Below are 16,306 nucleotides of genomic sequence, written 5' to 3' on the forward strand. Positions count from 1 at the left end.
AAGTGACTGAGCATAAGTGAAGGTACAACGCTAGACGTGATTTTTTTCAGCAGATTCATATGATCGTTCAGAAAAGGGGAGAGCTCTGTGAACACTTCCGGGAATCGCTACAGCATGTCACCCATTCATGTGTATTTTGTGCTCTATGTAAGTTTGGTTAGCGTGGGTTTAATGAATTTTCAATATAAAATGCTGCGCGGCGCGGAGAATGATGGATGGATCAGCATTTTGGCCGCCGCTGTCATGATCTCCATCATCCTTAAAATGATGTTTGTCCTGCTGTCACGCCAATCCCCCGGTCATTCCTCTCTCGTTCACATCAATCGACGGTATTGGGGCCGAATCGCGGGTTCAGTCCTGAATTGGATCTTTATTTTATATTTTCTGCTGGGTGCTTTTGTAGCCTATCGCTCCTATATTCATATAATCCAGCTGTGGATTCTTCCCACACAAAATAACTGGCTGCTGGGCATCGTGGTTCTGCTGCTTGTCTATTACTGTGTGTCGGGCGGCATTCAGTCGGTCACCGGCATGTGCCTCTGGGGCACCCTCTTCATCCTAGTATTTGTCTTCCCGCAGACGTTCCTGGTCTCTTCCTATCTTCATCCACGAAACCTTCTTCCTGTGCTGGATCACGATGTCACATCCATATGGCTGTCCACAAGGGATATGCTTCATGAATTTATCGGCTGCGGCATTCTGCTGGTCGTATATCCGTACATCAAGACGCCAGGTCGCTCGCTCAAATGGGCGTATCTCGCCTTGGTTACTGCAACCATAGTGTATCTGGTTTTCTTTATCTATTCCTTTATGTACTTTAATCATGGACAGATGAAGGAACATTTGTGGCCTACCCTGAGCCTGATCAGCATTATTGAAATGCCTTTGATCCAGCGGATGGAGTATCTGGTGTTATCCTTTTGGCTGCTAAAAATTCTATCCATCATCACGTTGGGGCTTTGGGCAGCATGTCATTGTTTGAAACTGGAGAGATCAATCAAGCCCAGTCTCGGACTGAAACTCGCCATCGTCCTTTTTGCTATTCTTTTGTTTGTGGTTAAAGACACCGTGGATATTGATATGGTCACCGAGATATACACCAGAACGGGCGAAATATTGATTTTGTTATATGTCCCGCTTCTGTTTATCATCTCCCTGATCCGCAAGAATCTGGGGGGCTCTGCTGGACATCAGGACATGCCGGACCAGCCCAAAGGAGAGGAAGCATGAATTCACCTGCCAGTGACAACCAACAGATGTCCAGTACATCTCATGACCCGCTCGATCCATGCCGTCGCTCTGATGATTTTATCATAAGTACGATGACCGTCTCCGGACTGGCTCTTGAAGTCTGCTACTATAAAACGCTCGTGGACAGCCATCTCCTTGAAGTAGCCATCCACTCCTTGCAGGAACGCATCCCTTCAAGCGAAGAAGTGAATTTGCAGGATGTGCTCACGCATATTCCCATAGAGGAAACGAACCTTACCGATAAAGACGAGGAAATGGTCAAATCCCTTCTTCAAGGCAGCCTGCTTATCCGGCAGTGCGGACAGACCCATGAGGGTATTCTGGTTCCCATGCCAGGCAAGGAAGGGATACGAAGTGATAACGACACGGAAAATGAATTTAGCGTGATCGGACCCAAGGTCGGATTCGTCGAGGCATTGCCGGTTAACCTGCATCTGATCCGTACACAGCTGCGGACACCTAATCTGATCATCAAGGAAATGACACTGGGCTCCTTGTCCCAATCCCAAGTGGCCATTCTGTATATGGATGGTATTGCTCATCCCGAGAACGTCAGCCGAATGGAGGACAGACTGAAGGGAATCGATTTTGATGCTGTCTTGGATACGTCACAGTTGGATCAGCTGATTGCGGATAATTCACTTACGCCGTTCCCCTTGTTTACGACGACAGAACGGAGAGACAGAGTCATCTATGCCTTGATCACCGGGCAGGTTGCGGTCATCAGCGAAGGCTCGCCAAGTTTTATTACAGGGCCATCCACGTTGTTTGATTTTTTTGTCTCGCCGGAAGATTATTATCTGCCGTGGGCGCTTGGATCTTTTTTTCGGTTGATTCGCATTTTTGGAGTCATTTTCTCGCTGTTTGCCTCAGCACTCTATGTGGCATTAATGACCTTTCACTATGAAGTCATACCCAAGGAGCTGCTTGGCAAATTGATCTCATCCAGACAAAACGTACCGTTTCCCCCTTTTGTGGAAGCCATATTTCTGGAGACGACGATTGAATTCTTGCGTGAAGCAGGAGCCAGGCTGCCGAACCGGATCGGACAAACACTGGGTATTGTTGGCGGGATCATTCTTGGGCAGGCCGCCGTAGAGGCCGCACTTACGAGCAACGTACTGATCATCATCGTATCCTTGTCTGCACTGGCTTCGTTTGTGACACCGATCTATAAAATGTCCAATGCCATTCGTTTTCTGCGTTTTCCGATCATTATACTGGCTGCCATCTGGGGCGCATTCGGGATCGCGATCGGACTCTGCTTCCTCCTTGTTCATCTGTCACGATTAAAATCCCTGGGGTCGCCTTACATGGCTCCTTTTTATCCAATGCGGTTCAGGGATCTGAAAGACAGCCTGATTCGTGCTTCCTATCAACAGACGGATAAGAGGCCGAGCTATCTAAGGCCGCTTTCCATCATCCGCTACAAGCCGGGAAGGGTTCATCAAACGAATCAACTGGATGAGGAGTGAGCGTATGATACGTCTATCCAAATTGAAACTCGCCGTAATGTGCGTCATGGGGATGCTGATGCTCAGCTCCTGCCAGGATACGAGCATTGTGAATGAGATCAGCCTCGTCCTAACTTCTGCTTACGATCTGCAAGATAAACAGATTCACAACAGCGTGCTCATCGGTGAGTATACCGAGAAGGACAAAAGTGATGTCGAACTGCTGGAGATCGATTCAACCAACAGCTTTGATGTCATGCCAAGAATGAATATGCAGGCAAAAGAGCCTATTGAGTATGGCCAATTAAGAATGATGGTCCTGGGTGAGGACTATGCAAAACACGGGATAGGCGATATTCTGCGGGTGTTATCCCATAATACCCGGGTATCCAGACGTATGCAGTTTGCCGTAGCGGAAGGAAAGGCGCTGGATATCATTAAGGCATCCATTCCTGCTCATGATCCTCTGTATCTGATGAAATTAATCGAGCAAAACGGCAATTTTGCCAATCTGCCTCACTTCAGTCTGCATCAGACGTTATTCCAATATTTCAGCAAAGGACAGAATATCTATCTCCCTCGTCTTCGTTTGAACGATCAGGATAAAATTATGCTGGGTGGGCTCGTGGTTTTCAAAGGGGAAAAAGCTGTACTTCAGCTGAGCGATGAAGAGGGGCTTTGTTTGAAGCTGCTTACGGAGGATGCCAAGAATGGCAAGTTTCTTGCACAAATCAATGAGGTTGAAGGGGCACAGAAGCCATCGGCTAATACAACAGACAATGATGCCCTAATCAAAATTGTATCATCTTCCGTGAAGCATCGGATGCGTTCAGATACCCCAGCAGCAGCGCTGGATTCAAAGATCCACATCAGCGCGTCCGTGATTAAGGCTTCACGGAATGATTTTCTGTTATCCGGCAAGGAGATGAAGGAACTGGAATCGGAAATGAAAAGGCATATGGAAGCCAAAATCAATCAACTGATCCGCAAGTGCCAGAGAGAGAATGTGGATCCGTTCGGGTTTGGAGAGTATGTGAGAAGTTGTACCCGCCACTGGGACAGTGAAAAATTCTACAAAGATTATGGCTCGATGGATATTCGGGCTCACGTAGAGATGACTCTCGTCCAGGATGGCATTCAGGAATAAAAACAGGAAAACCCGCTCTAACCTCAGCTCTGAGGGTGGCGGGTCTTTCCTATGTTCTGATTTTGATGTTCTATGTCAGAGGTTTGGAATGAAGCAGGGAGAGCCGCTCCACATGACGCTGATAAAACCAAATGCAAATGGCCAGCCAGCTGCCGCTCAGAAAGTAACCTCCGGCAATATCACTGGGATAGTGTACACCCAGATAAACCCGGCTCATGCCAATGGTCAAAATAAAGGCTGCACTCACGATGATCATGATTACCCGGCCTGCTGCTGTCGGGATATGCTTCCAGATCAGAAAGGCCAGTCCGCCATACAGGCTGAAAGCTGCCATCGAGTGTCCGCTTGGGAAGCTGTAACCGCTCGCTTCGATAATGCGGTGAATAGTGGGTCTGGCACGCTGAAACGCCAGTTTCAACAGGGTGTTTAGCAGCGTGGAACCTGCAATGACTGCTGCCAAAAACAGAAGTTCCCGTCGGTGCCCCAGGAAAAGATATAAGACCATCATGGAGATGATCGTTATGATGATCACAGGCCATCCGCTGCCAATCCAGGTGAATACCTGCATCCACTTGGTCATTCCGGGTGCTTCCATCCCCTGAATCCATCCGATCAGGTTATCATCAAAACGGTGGATCTGGTTATCACTGATAGACAGGGCAATCAGTGCAAATACGGTAAGGCTCAATGCTGCAAGGAGCAGCGGGATAGAGAAGGCCTTTTTCCCTTGCTGGTTCAAATGTCATGTTCCTCCAGGATGTCTGAATTTCATATGTTGGGCCGCCAGCCATACGATATGGGTATTATGCTATCATTTCACCTTAAATATTGCTTGAACAAAAAGGTTAGCGATTCAGTTCAGTTGAAGCATATATTCATAGGCGGTAACGCCGAAGACACGCTTAAAATGTCTGTTCAAATGCGTAAGATCGACGAATCCGCATTCGGCAACGGCGGAGTAGACATCCTGATGCTTCTCTATGGCCTGCCGGGCATGTTCAACCTTGCAGTTCAGGAAGAACTGGTAGGGTGATATGCCGGCATGTGACTTGAATTCCCGGATAAACTGGAACTTGGACATATTGAATTCGGTACAGAGATCGTCCAATTTCAGCACATCATCGAACCTGCTGAACATCATTTCTTTGGCCTTTCGGACAAGCCCGTCACGAGGTCCGGGAATGTGGGTATCGATCTCCGACTGGGACAGCAGATGCACGAGGCTGAAGAGCAGTTCACTGCATTTGGCTTCATCTTGCCCGCTCTGAACGGCATGGTTCAGCATGAGAATACTTCGTGCCAGCTGAGGATCATAGACGATGGGAGAGGAGAAACGCAATTCCTTTTTCCCCAGAATGTCTTCTACCACCTCCGGCTTCAGATACAACATGACGTAGTCGATTCCGGCCTTGTCGTAAGAACTGCCATCATGGGACTGCTCCCGATTAAACAGCATGACCCCGTTCTGGTGGGAAGCCTGATAATGACCATCCAGATGATACTGCTGGATACCGCGCAGCGTCACGCCAACCGCATATTCCTCGTGACAGTGCTTCTTATACGTAAAATCCGTAAAACTGGCCGAAAGGGCCAGGACATCGGACGACTTCTTATAATTGAACAGCTCCATTCCATGCATACCTCCAATCTAGATGAGCCCCGATACCATAATGGCTGAGTATACCAAAAAGAGGGCCATCACGATACTAAAAGCTTTTTGATGATCATGCAAAAATTGCCTGAACAGAGAGCCGAAAACAACCCAGCTGGTAAAGGCCAAAAATCCAATCAATGTAATGAGACAGACAAACAGTACCGTTGACAGCGAGGTGTCATAATAGGGCAGCACATAGCTGGGGATGACGGTGAACGTGAACAGAATCACCTTCGGATTCACAAACTGCATGATTAGACCGCTCACAAATCCGGTAGCTTGTTTCGGTGCCTCCTCGGAAGATCCCATCTTATAGATCTGATAGGCGAGGTACAGCATATACAGGCTGCCCACGATTTGCATCACATGCAGAAGACTGGGCAAGATGCTGGCCAGAAGATGATTGAGAAAAGCCGATGCGGCAAGCAGCATACCAAATGCCAAGGTGGCTCCCCACACATAATGCATGGTTTTGCGTGCGCCCGCGTGCTGGACGGAAGATAAAATGACAATATTGCTGGGTCCTGGCGTAAAGGTAACCACAATGCAATAAATCAAAAAGGATGTAAGGTTCATCGTTTCATAGTGCCTCCCCAAGTTGTAGTTTCATGATCATACTGCGGGGCTGGTTGAACCGATAGTACATTATTGCAGCAGCACAACCTGAGATCGAAAGTATGAAGATATTTTGGTTAGAGAGGAAAGCGGTTTCTTTTTTACGTGTTTGCGTTTACAATTTAAGCGAAACGCAAGTGGACAGATCTCAAGGATGTGAAAACGAATATGAAAAAGACATTGCTGGTCTACATTTTGCTTATCTCGGCTTTTGCACTGTATGTACTCAGGTATGAATTCTCAAGCGAAGCGAATGGCTCTTGGGAAGCCAAGGGACTGCGTGGAGATATTGGTGAAACATACATCATGATCACATTTCAGTCCGGCTTGGAATATTGGAAAAGTGTGCTCAAAGGCTTCGAGGATGCGGGGGATGCGCTCGGAGTAACCGTGGAGTATCGGGGAGCTACCCGATATGACCCGAAGGAACAGACGACGATCATTGAGCAAGCGATTGCGCGGAAACCGGCAGGCATCGCTATCTCCGCCATTGACCCGCAATCGCTTATTCCTGTGATTAACAAAGCATTGGATGCAGGTATTCCGGTGGTTTTGTTTGATGCGGATGCCCCGGACAGCAGGGCATATTCTTTTCTCGGCACGGACAATTATCAAGCAGGGGTGACTGCTGCGGACAAAATGGCCGAGCTTCTGGGCCGGGAGGGAGAAGTCGCTGTTCTGACCATGCCGGGTCAGCAAAATCATGAGGAACGAACGGAAGGCTTCCGCGATACCATACGTGATCGGTACCCTTCCATGAAGGTTGTTGAAGTCGCGGATGGGCACGGAGATGCAATGAAATCGAGAGATGAAGCTCTTAGAATGATGAAGACATATCCGGAGCTCGGCGGTATTTTTGTAACCGAAGCGACAGGAGCAGCGGGCGTTGGCGAAGCGGTTCAGAATGGGGATGCAGGTTATCCGCTGCAGATCATATCCTTTGATACCAATAAAGCTACACTGGACATGATCAAGAGTGGCACAATCTCTGCAACGATCGCACAGGGAACCTGGAATATGGGCTACTGGTCCCTTCAATACCTGTTTCATTTGCACCACCAACTGACCGTACCTGCACCGTCTTCTTCCGATGAAAATGCACCGCTGCCGGTTAGGGTGGATACCGGAATCTCTGTCGTGACACGATCGAATGTAGATGATTACTATGCCAAATAAAACAGAACATCGTTCTCGAATGCCCCTCGGCTGGAAGAAAATTCGTTTCCGGATGAAGAGTGGATTGCAGAGGCTTCGTTTGCGTAATATGCCGCTGCGCTATCAGCTGATGCTGCTCTTTTTGCTCTTTGCGATTGTTCCTTCAGTGGGACTCGGACTGCTGGTGAACTGGACTGTGGAACGGATTGTTGAAAGGCAGGTCGAGGGACACACGATGCAGCTGATCGGCAAAGTCAATGAAGCGCTTGACAGCAAGATGGAGAATTTGCAAAACATGACCTATCTGATCGCGTTTGACCCGGATATCCGTGCGTTCATGGAAGGGAAAACGGAGTTTGACGGTCATACAGGAGCAGCCGTATCCAGTGGCGATTCGAATCAGTCCCAAGATCAGGATCAACTGTATGGGATCAAGCAGTTTTTGCAGGGATTCACGACATTGTATCCAGAAATTGCAGGTATTGTCCTTGTGAACGGAAACGGAGATTACATTAGCAACGAGATGTACCCGAAAACCAATCAGAGCTTGGTTCAGGAGGAATGGTATCAAGGTGCGTCCCGGAATGCCGGCATTTTTACTGTTCTGGGTCAACCGAGACAGCGTAACATCACGACACATGTTCGGTATAAGGATAGTGAAATTGTGTCTGTTGCACGTTCCATTACGGATGAAACATCGGGACGCGTGCTCGGTGTCATCATGATTGACTTGAAACTGCGTACCGTATCTCAGGCCGCCAGGGATGTGACGCTGGGGAAATCGGGATATGTGATGGTGACCGATGCAGAAGGGCGAAGTGTCTATATGCCGGACAACCCACTTGTTGAGCAGATTCCATCGGCGTGGTTCCCATCCGGGGATAGCGGAATATTTAACGCAGAAACGGATGGGAAGGAATTGTTGTTCATGTACCAGTCTTCCTCGTTTACAGGATGGAGAACTGTAGGGGTATTCCCGGCGAGGGAATCGATCGCTGAAGTCCGCCAGATTAAGTTTTACGTCGTCAGTTTTGTGTTCGTGGTCTGTCTCTTTGGTCTGAGCGCTTCTCTTCGGTTCTCCAGTTCCATTGCTCAACCGATTTTCCGCTTGATGTCGTATATGCGCAGGGCGGAAACGGGAAATCTCAGATCCGGCCGCTGGAGCGATCGGGCTGATGAAATCGGCATGCTGGGTAGAAGTTTTAACCGAATGCTGGCACAGATCCGGCAGCTCATGTCGCTTAACGAATTACGGGAGCGGCAAAAACGGGATGCTGAAATGCGAAGCCTGCAGGAGCATATCAAACCTCATTTTTTATATAACACCCTAGATACGATCCATTGGATGGCACAGAGGAAAGGTGTGGACGATGTATCCGAGATGGTGGGAGCCCTGTCCAGACTATTTCGTATTGGGCTTAGCAAAGGCAATGATTTCATTCCCTTGCAATCCGAGGTTGAACATATATCCAGTTATCTGCAGATTCAGCAGACCCGGTACCGGAATCGACTTCAATGTGAGTTGGTGATTCCGGAGGAGCTCAAGGAGCTGTTCGTGCTTAAGCTGGTGCTGCAGCCAATTGTGGAAAATGCCATCTATCACGGGATTAAGGGCAGACGAGGTCCGGGTAAGATTCGAATTGAAGCCAAAGTACAAGATCATAAGCTGGTTCTGACGGTACAGGATGATGGCGCCGGGATGTCCAGCGAGCGGCTGCACGAGATGGCGCAGCTGCTCGGTACGCCGCTGGAAAGCATGGAAACACAGGAAGCCGGTCAGGGCGGCAAAAGCTATGGCATGCTGAATGTACAGGCACGCCTTCGGCTTTCTTTTGGAGAAGAATACGGGATCAGTTTGAATAGTCGGGAAGGTGAAGGGACTTGTGTGACCATCACTCAGCCGTTGATGAAAGAACTTCCACAAACGTTGCAATTTGATACTGAGGGAAGGCGGGATAGTCAATGAAGGAAGCAATGATCCAAGCAGCTTGGACAGAACCAGAGACGGAGAGTACGGCAGCATCGGTGGCAGCAGCCGAGACATTGCAGTCGGCCCGGCGTTACCAAGTGCTGATCGCAGATGATGAACCGATTATTCGCGAAGGCATCCGGGATGCCATTGACTGGGAAGCGCTTGGCATGGAGGTTGCCTGTGAAGCGGAGGACGGAGAGGAAGCGCTGGAGCTGGCTGTCCAGTTCGGTATTGATATCATTCTAGTGGATATGAACATGCCATTTCTGAACGGCATTGATCTGATCCGTCGACTTCAGGATGAGTGTCCGGATTGCCGCTGCCTCATCATCTCCGGGCATGATGAGTTCGCTTATGCCCAAGAGGCTGTGCGGCTTGGTGTGGAGGATTACATTCTTAAGCCGGTAGATGCAGAACGGCTCAACGCTGCGCTTGTGCGCCTGAAACAGCGCATGGATGAAGAACGTAGACGTACGGCTTACGTCAAGCAGGCTGCCGACCAGATCGAACGCAATATTCCGCTGCTGCGTCAGCGTTTTTGTCTGGAGTGGCTGGAAGGCCGAGCGGAAGGAAAAGATCTGAGAGAGCAGCTTGCGTTCCTGCGCCTGCCATCGGATCCGCCTGTGCAGATCGGGGTCGTCCGCTGGCCTGCGGCCGAAGCACGTCAGTCCCTTATGCGGGAGAATGATCGTCAATTGTTTCTTTTTGCCGTAGAAAATATTATCGGTGAACTGCTGGGAGATCTTCCCCATGTCCTGTTCCGGGACCCGAATGGATTAATTGGCTTCTGTCTCTGGCGGGCAGCTCCGGAAGAACTGGATTGCACCATTGAACAGCAAATTAGTACCTGTCTGAATATTGCTGTTCATGCTCATGTGGAGCAGAATACAGGTGCATTGGAGGAGGTCCCGAGTGCTTACCGGTTATGCCGTGAGCTTATCTATGGGGAAGCCCGCTTATCTCCGCTGGTGCGCAGAGCTCGGCAGATCATTCATGAAGGATACGCGGATCGGGAACTTACACTGGAATCGCTCGCTTCGCGTCTGCAAGTCTCCTCGGTATATCTCAGCCGGGTGCTCAAGAAAGAGTTAAACGATACATTCGTAACCCTGGTCACACATGCCCGCATCCGCAAAGCAGTACAGCTGCTGGATTCAACCGCACTGCCTATCCACAGCATTGCAGAACGGGTCGGTTACGATACCCAGCACTATTTCAGCACGGCGTTCAAGAAAGTGATGGGCATTTCACCCGCACAGTATCGGAAGGATGGGGGCACAGGGCAGAGTGCCTCCGCAGACCGGGTGTAGCATTATAAGGTACGGCGAAGACAACAGAGTTGCGCTGCTTCTGCGAAGCGGTTCAACTCTTTTTTTGTGTCCGGGGATGGAGCTGGAACGGTATTCAAAGAAAGGGATAAGGTACTCCTGCTGAGGATACAAAAGTTAAATTTTTATAAAAAAGGTTCAAAAGCTGCAAAGACTGCTCAAACCTGACAATGCTACGATGGGATCAGGCAGAAACAGAAGGCAATAGAAGTTCATTTCTGGATTGTAAGCGTTATCTTGTTAAACAATCAGATCCGCATGATTCGAGGAAAGGGGAACTTGATATGAAAAAAGGAGCAGTGATGATCTGGCTTCTGGTGATGACCTTGATGTTATCGGCCTGCAATCTGGCTGAGAGCGGAACAGGGAGCAAGGAAAAAGGATATGTCGGCATCTCCATGCCAACGAAATCGTCCGAGCGCTGGGTCGGCGACGGAGAGAACATGGTCCGTCTATTTCAGGAACAAGGGTATAAGACGGATCTGCAGTACGCTGAGGACGTGGTCGAAAATCAGATTTCACAGATTGAGAACATGATCACCAAGGGAGTGGATGTGATGGTCATTGCATCCGTGGACGGCAACACACTGACGGATGTAATCAAGAAGGCCCACGATGAGGGCATTCAAGTCATATCATACGACCGTCTGATCCGGAACACGCCCTATCTCACGTATTATGCGACGTTCGACAACTTCAAGGTTGGGGTGCTCCAGGCTTCCTACATAGAGCAGAAGCTTGGCCTCAAGGAAGGCAAAGGACCATTCAACATCGAGCTGTTTGGCGGCTCACCCGATGACAACAATGCGTATTTCTTCTTCGACGGTGCAATGTCTGTACTGAAACCCTATATCGATTCCGGCAAGCTTGTGGTACGGAGCAACCAAACCACAATGGCACAGATTGCGACCTTGCGCTGGGATGGAGCACTCGCCCAGTCGAGGATGGATAACCTGCTAAGTGCCTATTACTCCGGAGATAACCTGGATGCCGTGTTGTCCCCGTACGATGGAATCAGCATCGGCATCATCTCGTCACTGAAAGGCGTCGGATACGGATCAGAGAGTAAGCCTCTGCCTGTCATTACTGGACAGGACGCGGAGCTGGCCTCCATCAAATCCATTGTTGCCGGAGAGCAGACACAGACGGTATTCAAGGATACACGCAAGCTCGCGGAGCAGACGGTAGAGATGGCTAATAGCATTTTACAAGGGAAACAAGCAGAAGTGAATGACGAAAAATCATATAACAACGGTATTAAAATAATTCCGGCCTATTTGCTGGACCCGATCTCCGTGGACCGGACCAATGTGGAGAAGGACATTGTCGGCTCCAATTATTACACCAAAGAGGAAATCGGACTGAAATAATAATGGAAAGGAGCAAGTCCCATGACCGGAATCATATTGGAAATGAAGGGCATTACCAAAACCTTTCCTGGCGTCAAAGCACTGGAGAACGTCAATCTCAAGATCCGGGAAGGTGAAATTCATTCCCTGTGCGGTGAGAACGGTGCAGGTAAATCCACACTGATGAAAGTGCTTAGCGGTGTATATCCACATGGAACGTACGAAGGGGATATTTTGTTCCAAGGGAAAACATGCGAGTTCAAAAGCATCAAGCAGAGCGAGGATTTGGGAATCGTCATTATCCATCAGGAGCTCGCACTGATCCCTTACCTGTCCATTGCCGAGAACATCTACCTGGGCAACGAGCGTGCCAGCAAAGGCATCATTGACTGGAAAGAAACGTTGGTCGGTACACGTGAATTGCTCTCCAAAGTGGGGTTGAGCGAAAATCCAAACACCCTTGTATCCAACATCGGTGTAGGGAAGCAGCAGCTGGTTGAAATCGCAAAAGCACTCTCCAAAAAGGTTCGTTTGCTTATTCTGGATGAACCGACAGCAGCGCTGAACGAGGACGACAGTGAAAACCTGCTCCAACTGATGCTGGAGTTCAAGAAGCAGGGAATTGCGTGTATCCTGATTTCCCATAAGCTGAACGAGGTGTCCAAGGTGTCGGATTCCGTCACGATATTAAGGGATGGCAAGACCATCGAGACGCTGGACATGAAGAAGGATAACGTCACCGAGGACCGGATTATCAGCGGAATGGTGGGCCGTGATCTGACAAGCCGCTATCCGGAACGTCATGCGGATATTGGTAACGTCATTTTGGAAGTGAAGGACTGGACGGTATATCACGAGCATCATGCTGAGCGCAAAGTACTGGACCGGGTCAACATGAACATTCGGCGTGGTGAAATCGTCGGCATAGCCGGTCTGATGGGTGCGGGACGTACAGAGCTGGCCATGAGCATCTTTGGCAAATCCTATGGACGCAACATATCGGGTCAGCTCATCAAGGATGGTCAACCGATTCAGAACAACAGCGTAACAGAAGCGATTCAGAATGGTTTTGCCTACGTGACAGAGGATCGGAAGGAATACGGGCTTATTCTTATGGATGATATCAAACGCAATATCTCACTGACCGGCCTGGGCAAGCTGACCAAAAACGCCGTTGTGAATGAACGTGAAGAAGTGCTGGTTGCCGAAGAGATGAAGAAAAGCATGAATATCAAGGCTCCAAGCATCCTTCAGAAAACCGGCAATCTGAGCGGTGGTAACCAGCAGAAAGTGGTGCTAAGCAAATGGATATTTGCCGGACCGGATATTCTCATTCTGGATGAACCAACCCGCGGAATCGATGTGGGTGCCAAATTCGAAATCTATACCATTATTCACCGGCTTGCTGCTGAAGGTAAGGGCGTGCTGGTGATCTCATCCGAGCTCCCTGAGGTTCTGGGCCTGTGTGACCGGATTTATGTCATGAATGCCGGACGCATCACGGGAGAAGTCAGCCGCGAGGAAGCGACGCAGGAAACGTTGATGAGATATATGACGAAGTCTGGAGGCGAGAAGCATGGAAATGCTAACTAAACTGTTCAAAAACAATATACGCCAATACGGCATGATTATCGCACTGGTTGTCATTATGATCTTGTTCGAGGTGCTGACTGGCGGACTCTTGCTGAAGCCGATCAATATTACGAATCTGATCCTGCAGAACAGCTATATCCTGGTGCTCGCCATCGGGATGGTACTTGTCATTATTACCGGGCATATTGATCTGTCGGTCGGATCTGTTGCAGCCTTTGTTGGTGCAGTGGCTGCCATTATGATGGTTGACTGGCAGCTTCCAGCCTGGCTGGCGGTGATCGCTTCTTTGCTGGTGGGGGCGTTAATCGGGGCGTGGCAGGGCTTCTGGATCGCGTATGTGCGGATTCCTGCCTTTATCGTAACCCTTGCGGGCATGCTGCTCTTCCGCGGCTTGACGATGATTGTGCTAGAGGGTCAGTCCATCTCTCCTTTTCCGGGGGGATTCCAAAAGATCAGCTCCGGGTTCCTGCCTGATATCCAATTCTCAGGTTTCGGTCTCATCTCGATCCTTGTAGGGATTGCACTTACAATCTGGTATATCGTAAATGAACTGCGGGAACGCCGCTCCCAGCGGAAATACGGATTCGCGGTGGTGTCGCAGGGACTTTTCCTGCTCAAACTGGTTGTGGTGGCTGCGGTAACGAACCTGTTTACCTTCGTACTTGCAAGTTACGCCGGAATTCCGAATATCCTGATCCTGCTGTTTGTACTGATCGTTGTTTACTCCTTCGTCATGAACCGCACTGTAATGGGACGTCATGTGTATGCACTTGGCGGAAATGAAAAGGCCGCAGGACTATCCGGAGTCAAAACCAAAAAAGTAACGTTCTGGGTATTTGTAAACATGGGTGTGCTCGCTGCTATATCCGGTCTGATCTTCGCTGCTCGTCTGAATGCGGCTACCCCAAGAGCGGGTACCAACTTCGAACTTGATGCGATTGCTGCCTGCTTTATCGGTGGAGCTTCAGCTTCCGGAGGTATTGGAACCGTGTTTGGAGCGATCATCGGCGGCTTGGTTATGGGGGTACTGAATAACGGGATGTCCCTCATTGGACTGGGCATTGACTGGCAGCAGGGAATTAAAGGTCTGGTGCTTCTGCTTGCCGTGGCCTTCGATATCTATAACAAAAATAAGAGATCGGCATAGAACGATAGAAAAATAGATCATTTCATCGATATCTTAAAGCTTGGATGTCACTTATGATTCGATGCAATGTTCATTCATTTGGAAAGGCACATACAGACCCGCTATCCTTCATAGTGGGTCTGTTTTCCGTATGTCAGGCACAGCCGGTTTTACATAAGTGCATCCAGAAACCGGGTAGCGATCCCGAAGTAAATAAACAGCGACAATATATCGTTCAGCGTAGTGATCAAGGGGCCGGAGGCAACGGCGGGATCAACCTTGAAGCGACTTAGCAATAGGGGAATACATGTACCTGTCAGTGTACCGATAACGAGTGTGAAGAAGAGGGACACGCCAATAATGGTGCCGAGCAGCCAGTCCCCTTGCCAGAAGTAGGCGATAACTGTAATCATGACTCCGCATACGAGTCCAATCAGGGTACCTACCTTGATTTCCCGGCCAATTAACGCCAGTACGGTGGATTTGTCGAGCTTGCGACCAATGAGACCGCGGACGACGACAGCCAGAGACTGTGTTCCCGTATTTCCGGTCATACCGGCGATCATGGGCATGAAAAACGCGAGAGCAACGACCTGATTCAGCGTATCCTCGAAGAAGTCCACAATGCTGCCTGAGATGAGTCCGATGAATAGTAACAGGATGAGCCAGGGGAGCCTGCGCTTGACCGCTACGAGCGGTTTGGTATCAAAATCAATATCCTTGCCGCCGCCACCCATCTTGGCAAGGTCTTCACTGGCTTCATGCATGATGATATCAATGACATCATCCATCTGAATGACACCACAGAGTCTATGGTTCTCATCAACGACGGGTAAGGCGTTAAATTCATAACGCTGCAGCAGCTGCGCAGCTTCTTCCTGGTCCATGTCCACAGTCGTATAAATGACGCGCTTGGTCATCAGCTCCTCTACCCGGGTCTTGTCACCCGCCTGAAGCAGGGATCGGTGACTGACCACTCCAATGAGTTTGCCTTCATCATCCGTAACGTACAGATAGCTCGCAGCCGGTATAGGCGGAGTGCCCTGGGATTCTCTTATCGCTTCCTTCGCAGTCTCATGCGCCAGCAGAGTGCGATAACGGTCGGTCATGATCCGGCCGGCCGTCTCCGGCGGATAGTTCAGCACGGAGCGGATAATGGCAGAATGGTCGAGATGCATGCTCGACAACAGCTGTTCCCTGCGTTTGGCAGGCAAATCATGCAGGAACCGGATCAGATCACTCTTGTCCATCTGCTGCATGACCTCAAGCGTACGTTCCGGGCCAAGCTGTTCGAACAGCTTAATCTGTTCATGAAGCTTGAGCGATTCGGCCATATCAGCGAGAACATCTGGCTTGAACAGCAGCAGCAACCGCTTCGTTTCCTGTTCGGGAAACTTTTTGTAGATGAGAGTAAGATCGTAGGGATGAAGCTCTTTTATCGCTTTATAAAATTCGGGGAGGTCTTGGGTTTGTACATATTGAACCAGCAGCTCGGTGATTTCTTCGATTGAATTATTCCTAGGCGATTGAGGTCCGTTCTTGTTCATATCAAGACTCCTTTCTAGAGGCGGGGCTCCGTATTTTTAAACGCAATGTAAGCGAGGTAAACAGCAGATAGGATGAGTGAAGCATGGACTGCGCTATTGAAATCTTGCTCAACCA

At 49.4% G+C, this 16,306-nt stretch carries 13 protein-coding genes; 9 read left to right on the plus strand and 4 right to left on the minus strand.

Annotated features, from left to right (window positions below):
• Window positions 1-87 precede the first annotated feature (87 nt).
• Genes CHI14_RS16425 through CHI14_RS16435 form a run of 3 tightly spaced genes read left to right on the plus strand, consistent with a single transcriptional unit; the run spans window position 88 to window position 3,852 of the window.
• Window positions 88-1,230, plus strand: a complete 1,143-nt coding sequence (locus tag CHI14_RS16425; protein WP_095289586.1) for a GerAB/ArcD/ProY family transporter — start codon at window positions 88-90, stop codon at window positions 1,228-1,230.
• A complete protein-coding gene (locus CHI14_RS16430) occupies window positions 1,227-2,726 on the plus strand; it encodes a spore germination protein (RefSeq protein ID WP_249281148.1) in 1,500 nt (499 codons plus the stop codon). Before CHI14_RS16425 ends, CHI14_RS16430 begins: the two co-directional genes overlap by 4 nt.
• A 4-nt stretch (window positions 2,727-2,730) precedes the next feature.
• Window positions 2,731-3,852, plus strand: coding sequence for a Ger(x)C family spore germination protein (locus CHI14_RS16435; RefSeq protein ID WP_170948167.1), 1,122 nt, complete (start codon window positions 2,731-2,733; stop codon window positions 3,850-3,852).
• 70 nt (window positions 3,853-3,922) lie between these two features.
• Here CHI14_RS16435 and CHI14_RS16440 read toward each other — a convergent pair whose 3' ends face one another.
• The 3 genes from CHI14_RS16440 to CHI14_RS16450 form a co-directional block, all read right to left on the minus strand.
• Entirely contained in the window at window positions 3,923-4,591 is a 669-nt protein-coding gene (locus tag CHI14_RS16440; protein WP_095289588.1) for a phosphatase PAP2 family protein, read from the minus strand.
• A 114-nt stretch (window positions 4,592-4,705) separates the two neighbouring features.
• A complete protein-coding gene (locus tag CHI14_RS16445) occupies window positions 4,706-5,482 on the minus strand; it encodes an AraC family ligand binding domain-containing protein (RefSeq protein ID WP_095289589.1) in 777 nt (258 codons plus the stop codon).
• Window positions 5,483-5,500: 18 nt separating this feature from the next.
• The gene (locus tag CHI14_RS16450; protein WP_095289590.1) at window positions 5,501-6,082 is read right to left on the minus strand and encodes a LysE family translocator; all 582 of its coding nucleotides are present in this window, start codon (window positions 6,080-6,082) and stop codon (window positions 5,501-5,503) included.
• Between the two features lie 207 nt (window positions 6,083-6,289).
• Here CHI14_RS16450 and CHI14_RS16455 point away from each other — a divergent pair, with 207 nt between their 5' ends.
• The 6 genes from CHI14_RS16455 (at window position 6,290) to mmsB (ending at window position 14,665) form a co-directional block, all read left to right on the plus strand.
• Complete coding sequence (locus CHI14_RS16455; protein ID WP_095289591.1) at window positions 6,290-7,297, plus strand: substrate-binding domain-containing protein; 1,008 nt, start codon at window positions 6,290-6,292, stop codon at window positions 7,295-7,297.
• A gap of 88 nt (window positions 7,298-7,385) precedes the next feature.
• Window positions 7,386-9,242: a cache domain-containing sensor histidine kinase gene (locus CHI14_RS16460; RefSeq protein WP_095290117.1), complete on the plus strand. Its 1,857-nt coding sequence runs from the start codon at window positions 7,386-7,388 to the stop codon at window positions 9,240-9,242.
• Window positions 9,239-10,558: a response regulator gene (locus tag CHI14_RS16465; protein ID WP_481856423.1), complete on the plus strand. Its 1,320-nt coding sequence runs from the start codon at window positions 9,239-9,241 to the stop codon at window positions 10,556-10,558. Before CHI14_RS16460 ends, CHI14_RS16465 begins: the two co-directional genes overlap by 4 nt.
• A 302-nt stretch (window positions 10,559-10,860) precedes the next feature.
• On the plus strand, window positions 10,861-11,946 hold the full coding sequence (gene chvE / locus CHI14_RS16470; protein WP_095289592.1) for a multiple monosaccharide ABC transporter substrate-binding protein: 1,086 nt from the start codon (window positions 10,861-10,863) through the stop codon (window positions 11,944-11,946).
• A 21-nt stretch (window positions 11,947-11,967) separates the two neighbouring features.
• Window positions 11,968-13,518, plus strand: coding sequence for a multiple monosaccharide ABC transporter ATP-binding protein (mmsA, locus tag CHI14_RS16475; protein WP_095289593.1), 1,551 nt, complete (start codon window positions 11,968-11,970; stop codon window positions 13,516-13,518).
• Complete coding sequence (gene mmsB / locus CHI14_RS16480) at window positions 13,502-14,665, plus strand: multiple monosaccharide ABC transporter permease (protein WP_095289594.1); 1,164 nt, start codon at window positions 13,502-13,504, stop codon at window positions 14,663-14,665. The genes mmsA and mmsB overlap by 17 nt, the downstream gene beginning before the upstream one ends.
• Before the next feature lie 149 nt (window positions 14,666-14,814).
• Here the strand turns inward: mmsB and mgtE are convergent, their stop codons facing one another.
• Entirely contained in the window at window positions 14,815-16,191 is a 1,377-nt protein-coding gene (gene mgtE, locus CHI14_RS16485) for a magnesium transporter (protein WP_095289595.1), read from the minus strand.
• Window positions 16,192-16,306: the final 115 nt, after the last annotated feature.

The organism is Paenibacillus sp. 7516, assembly GCF_002272715.1.
GTDB classification, from domain to species: Bacteria; Bacillota; Bacilli; order Paenibacillales; family Paenibacillaceae; genus Paenibacillus; species Paenibacillus illinoisensis_A.

What these genes read in the sequence shown, in the direction of transcription:
- CHI14_RS16460 (WP_095290117.1), top strand. Translation starts at nt 7,386, where the DNA reads ATGCCGCTGCGCTATCAGCTGATGCTGCTCTTTTTGCTCTTTGCGATT.
- CHI14_RS16430 (WP_249281148.1), top strand. Translation starts at nt 1,227, where the DNA reads ATGAATTCACCTGCCAGTGACAACCAACAGATGTCCAGTACATCTCAT.
- mmsA (WP_095289593.1), top strand. Translation starts at nt 11,968, where the DNA reads ATGACCGGAATCATATTGGAAATGAAGGGCATTACCAAAACCTTTCCT.
- CHI14_RS16445 (WP_095289589.1), bottom strand. Translation starts at nt 5,482, where the DNA reads ATGGAGCTGTTCAATTATAAGAAGTCGTCCGATGTCCTGGCCCTTTCG.
- mgtE (WP_095289595.1), bottom strand. Translation starts at nt 16,191, where the DNA reads ATGAACAAGAACGGACCTCAATCGCCTAGGAATAATTCAATCGAAGAA.
- mmsB (WP_095289594.1), top strand. Translation starts at nt 13,502, where the DNA reads ATGGAAATGCTAACTAAACTGTTCAAAAACAATATACGCCAATACGGC.
- CHI14_RS16450 (WP_095289590.1), bottom strand. Translation starts at nt 6,082, where the DNA reads ATGAACCTTACATCCTTTTTGATTTATTGCATTGTGGTTACCTTTACG.
- CHI14_RS16435 (WP_170948167.1), top strand. Translation starts at nt 2,731, where the DNA reads ATGATACGTCTATCCAAATTGAAACTCGCCGTAATGTGCGTCATGGGG.
- CHI14_RS16455 (WP_095289591.1), top strand. Translation starts at nt 6,290, where the DNA reads ATGAAAAAGACATTGCTGGTCTACATTTTGCTTATCTCGGCTTTTGCA.
- chvE (WP_095289592.1), top strand. Translation starts at nt 10,861, where the DNA reads ATGAAAAAAGGAGCAGTGATGATCTGGCTTCTGGTGATGACCTTGATG.
- CHI14_RS16465 (WP_481856423.1), top strand. Translation starts at nt 9,239, where the DNA reads ATGAAGGAAGCAATGATCCAAGCAGCTTGGACAGAACCAGAGACGGAG.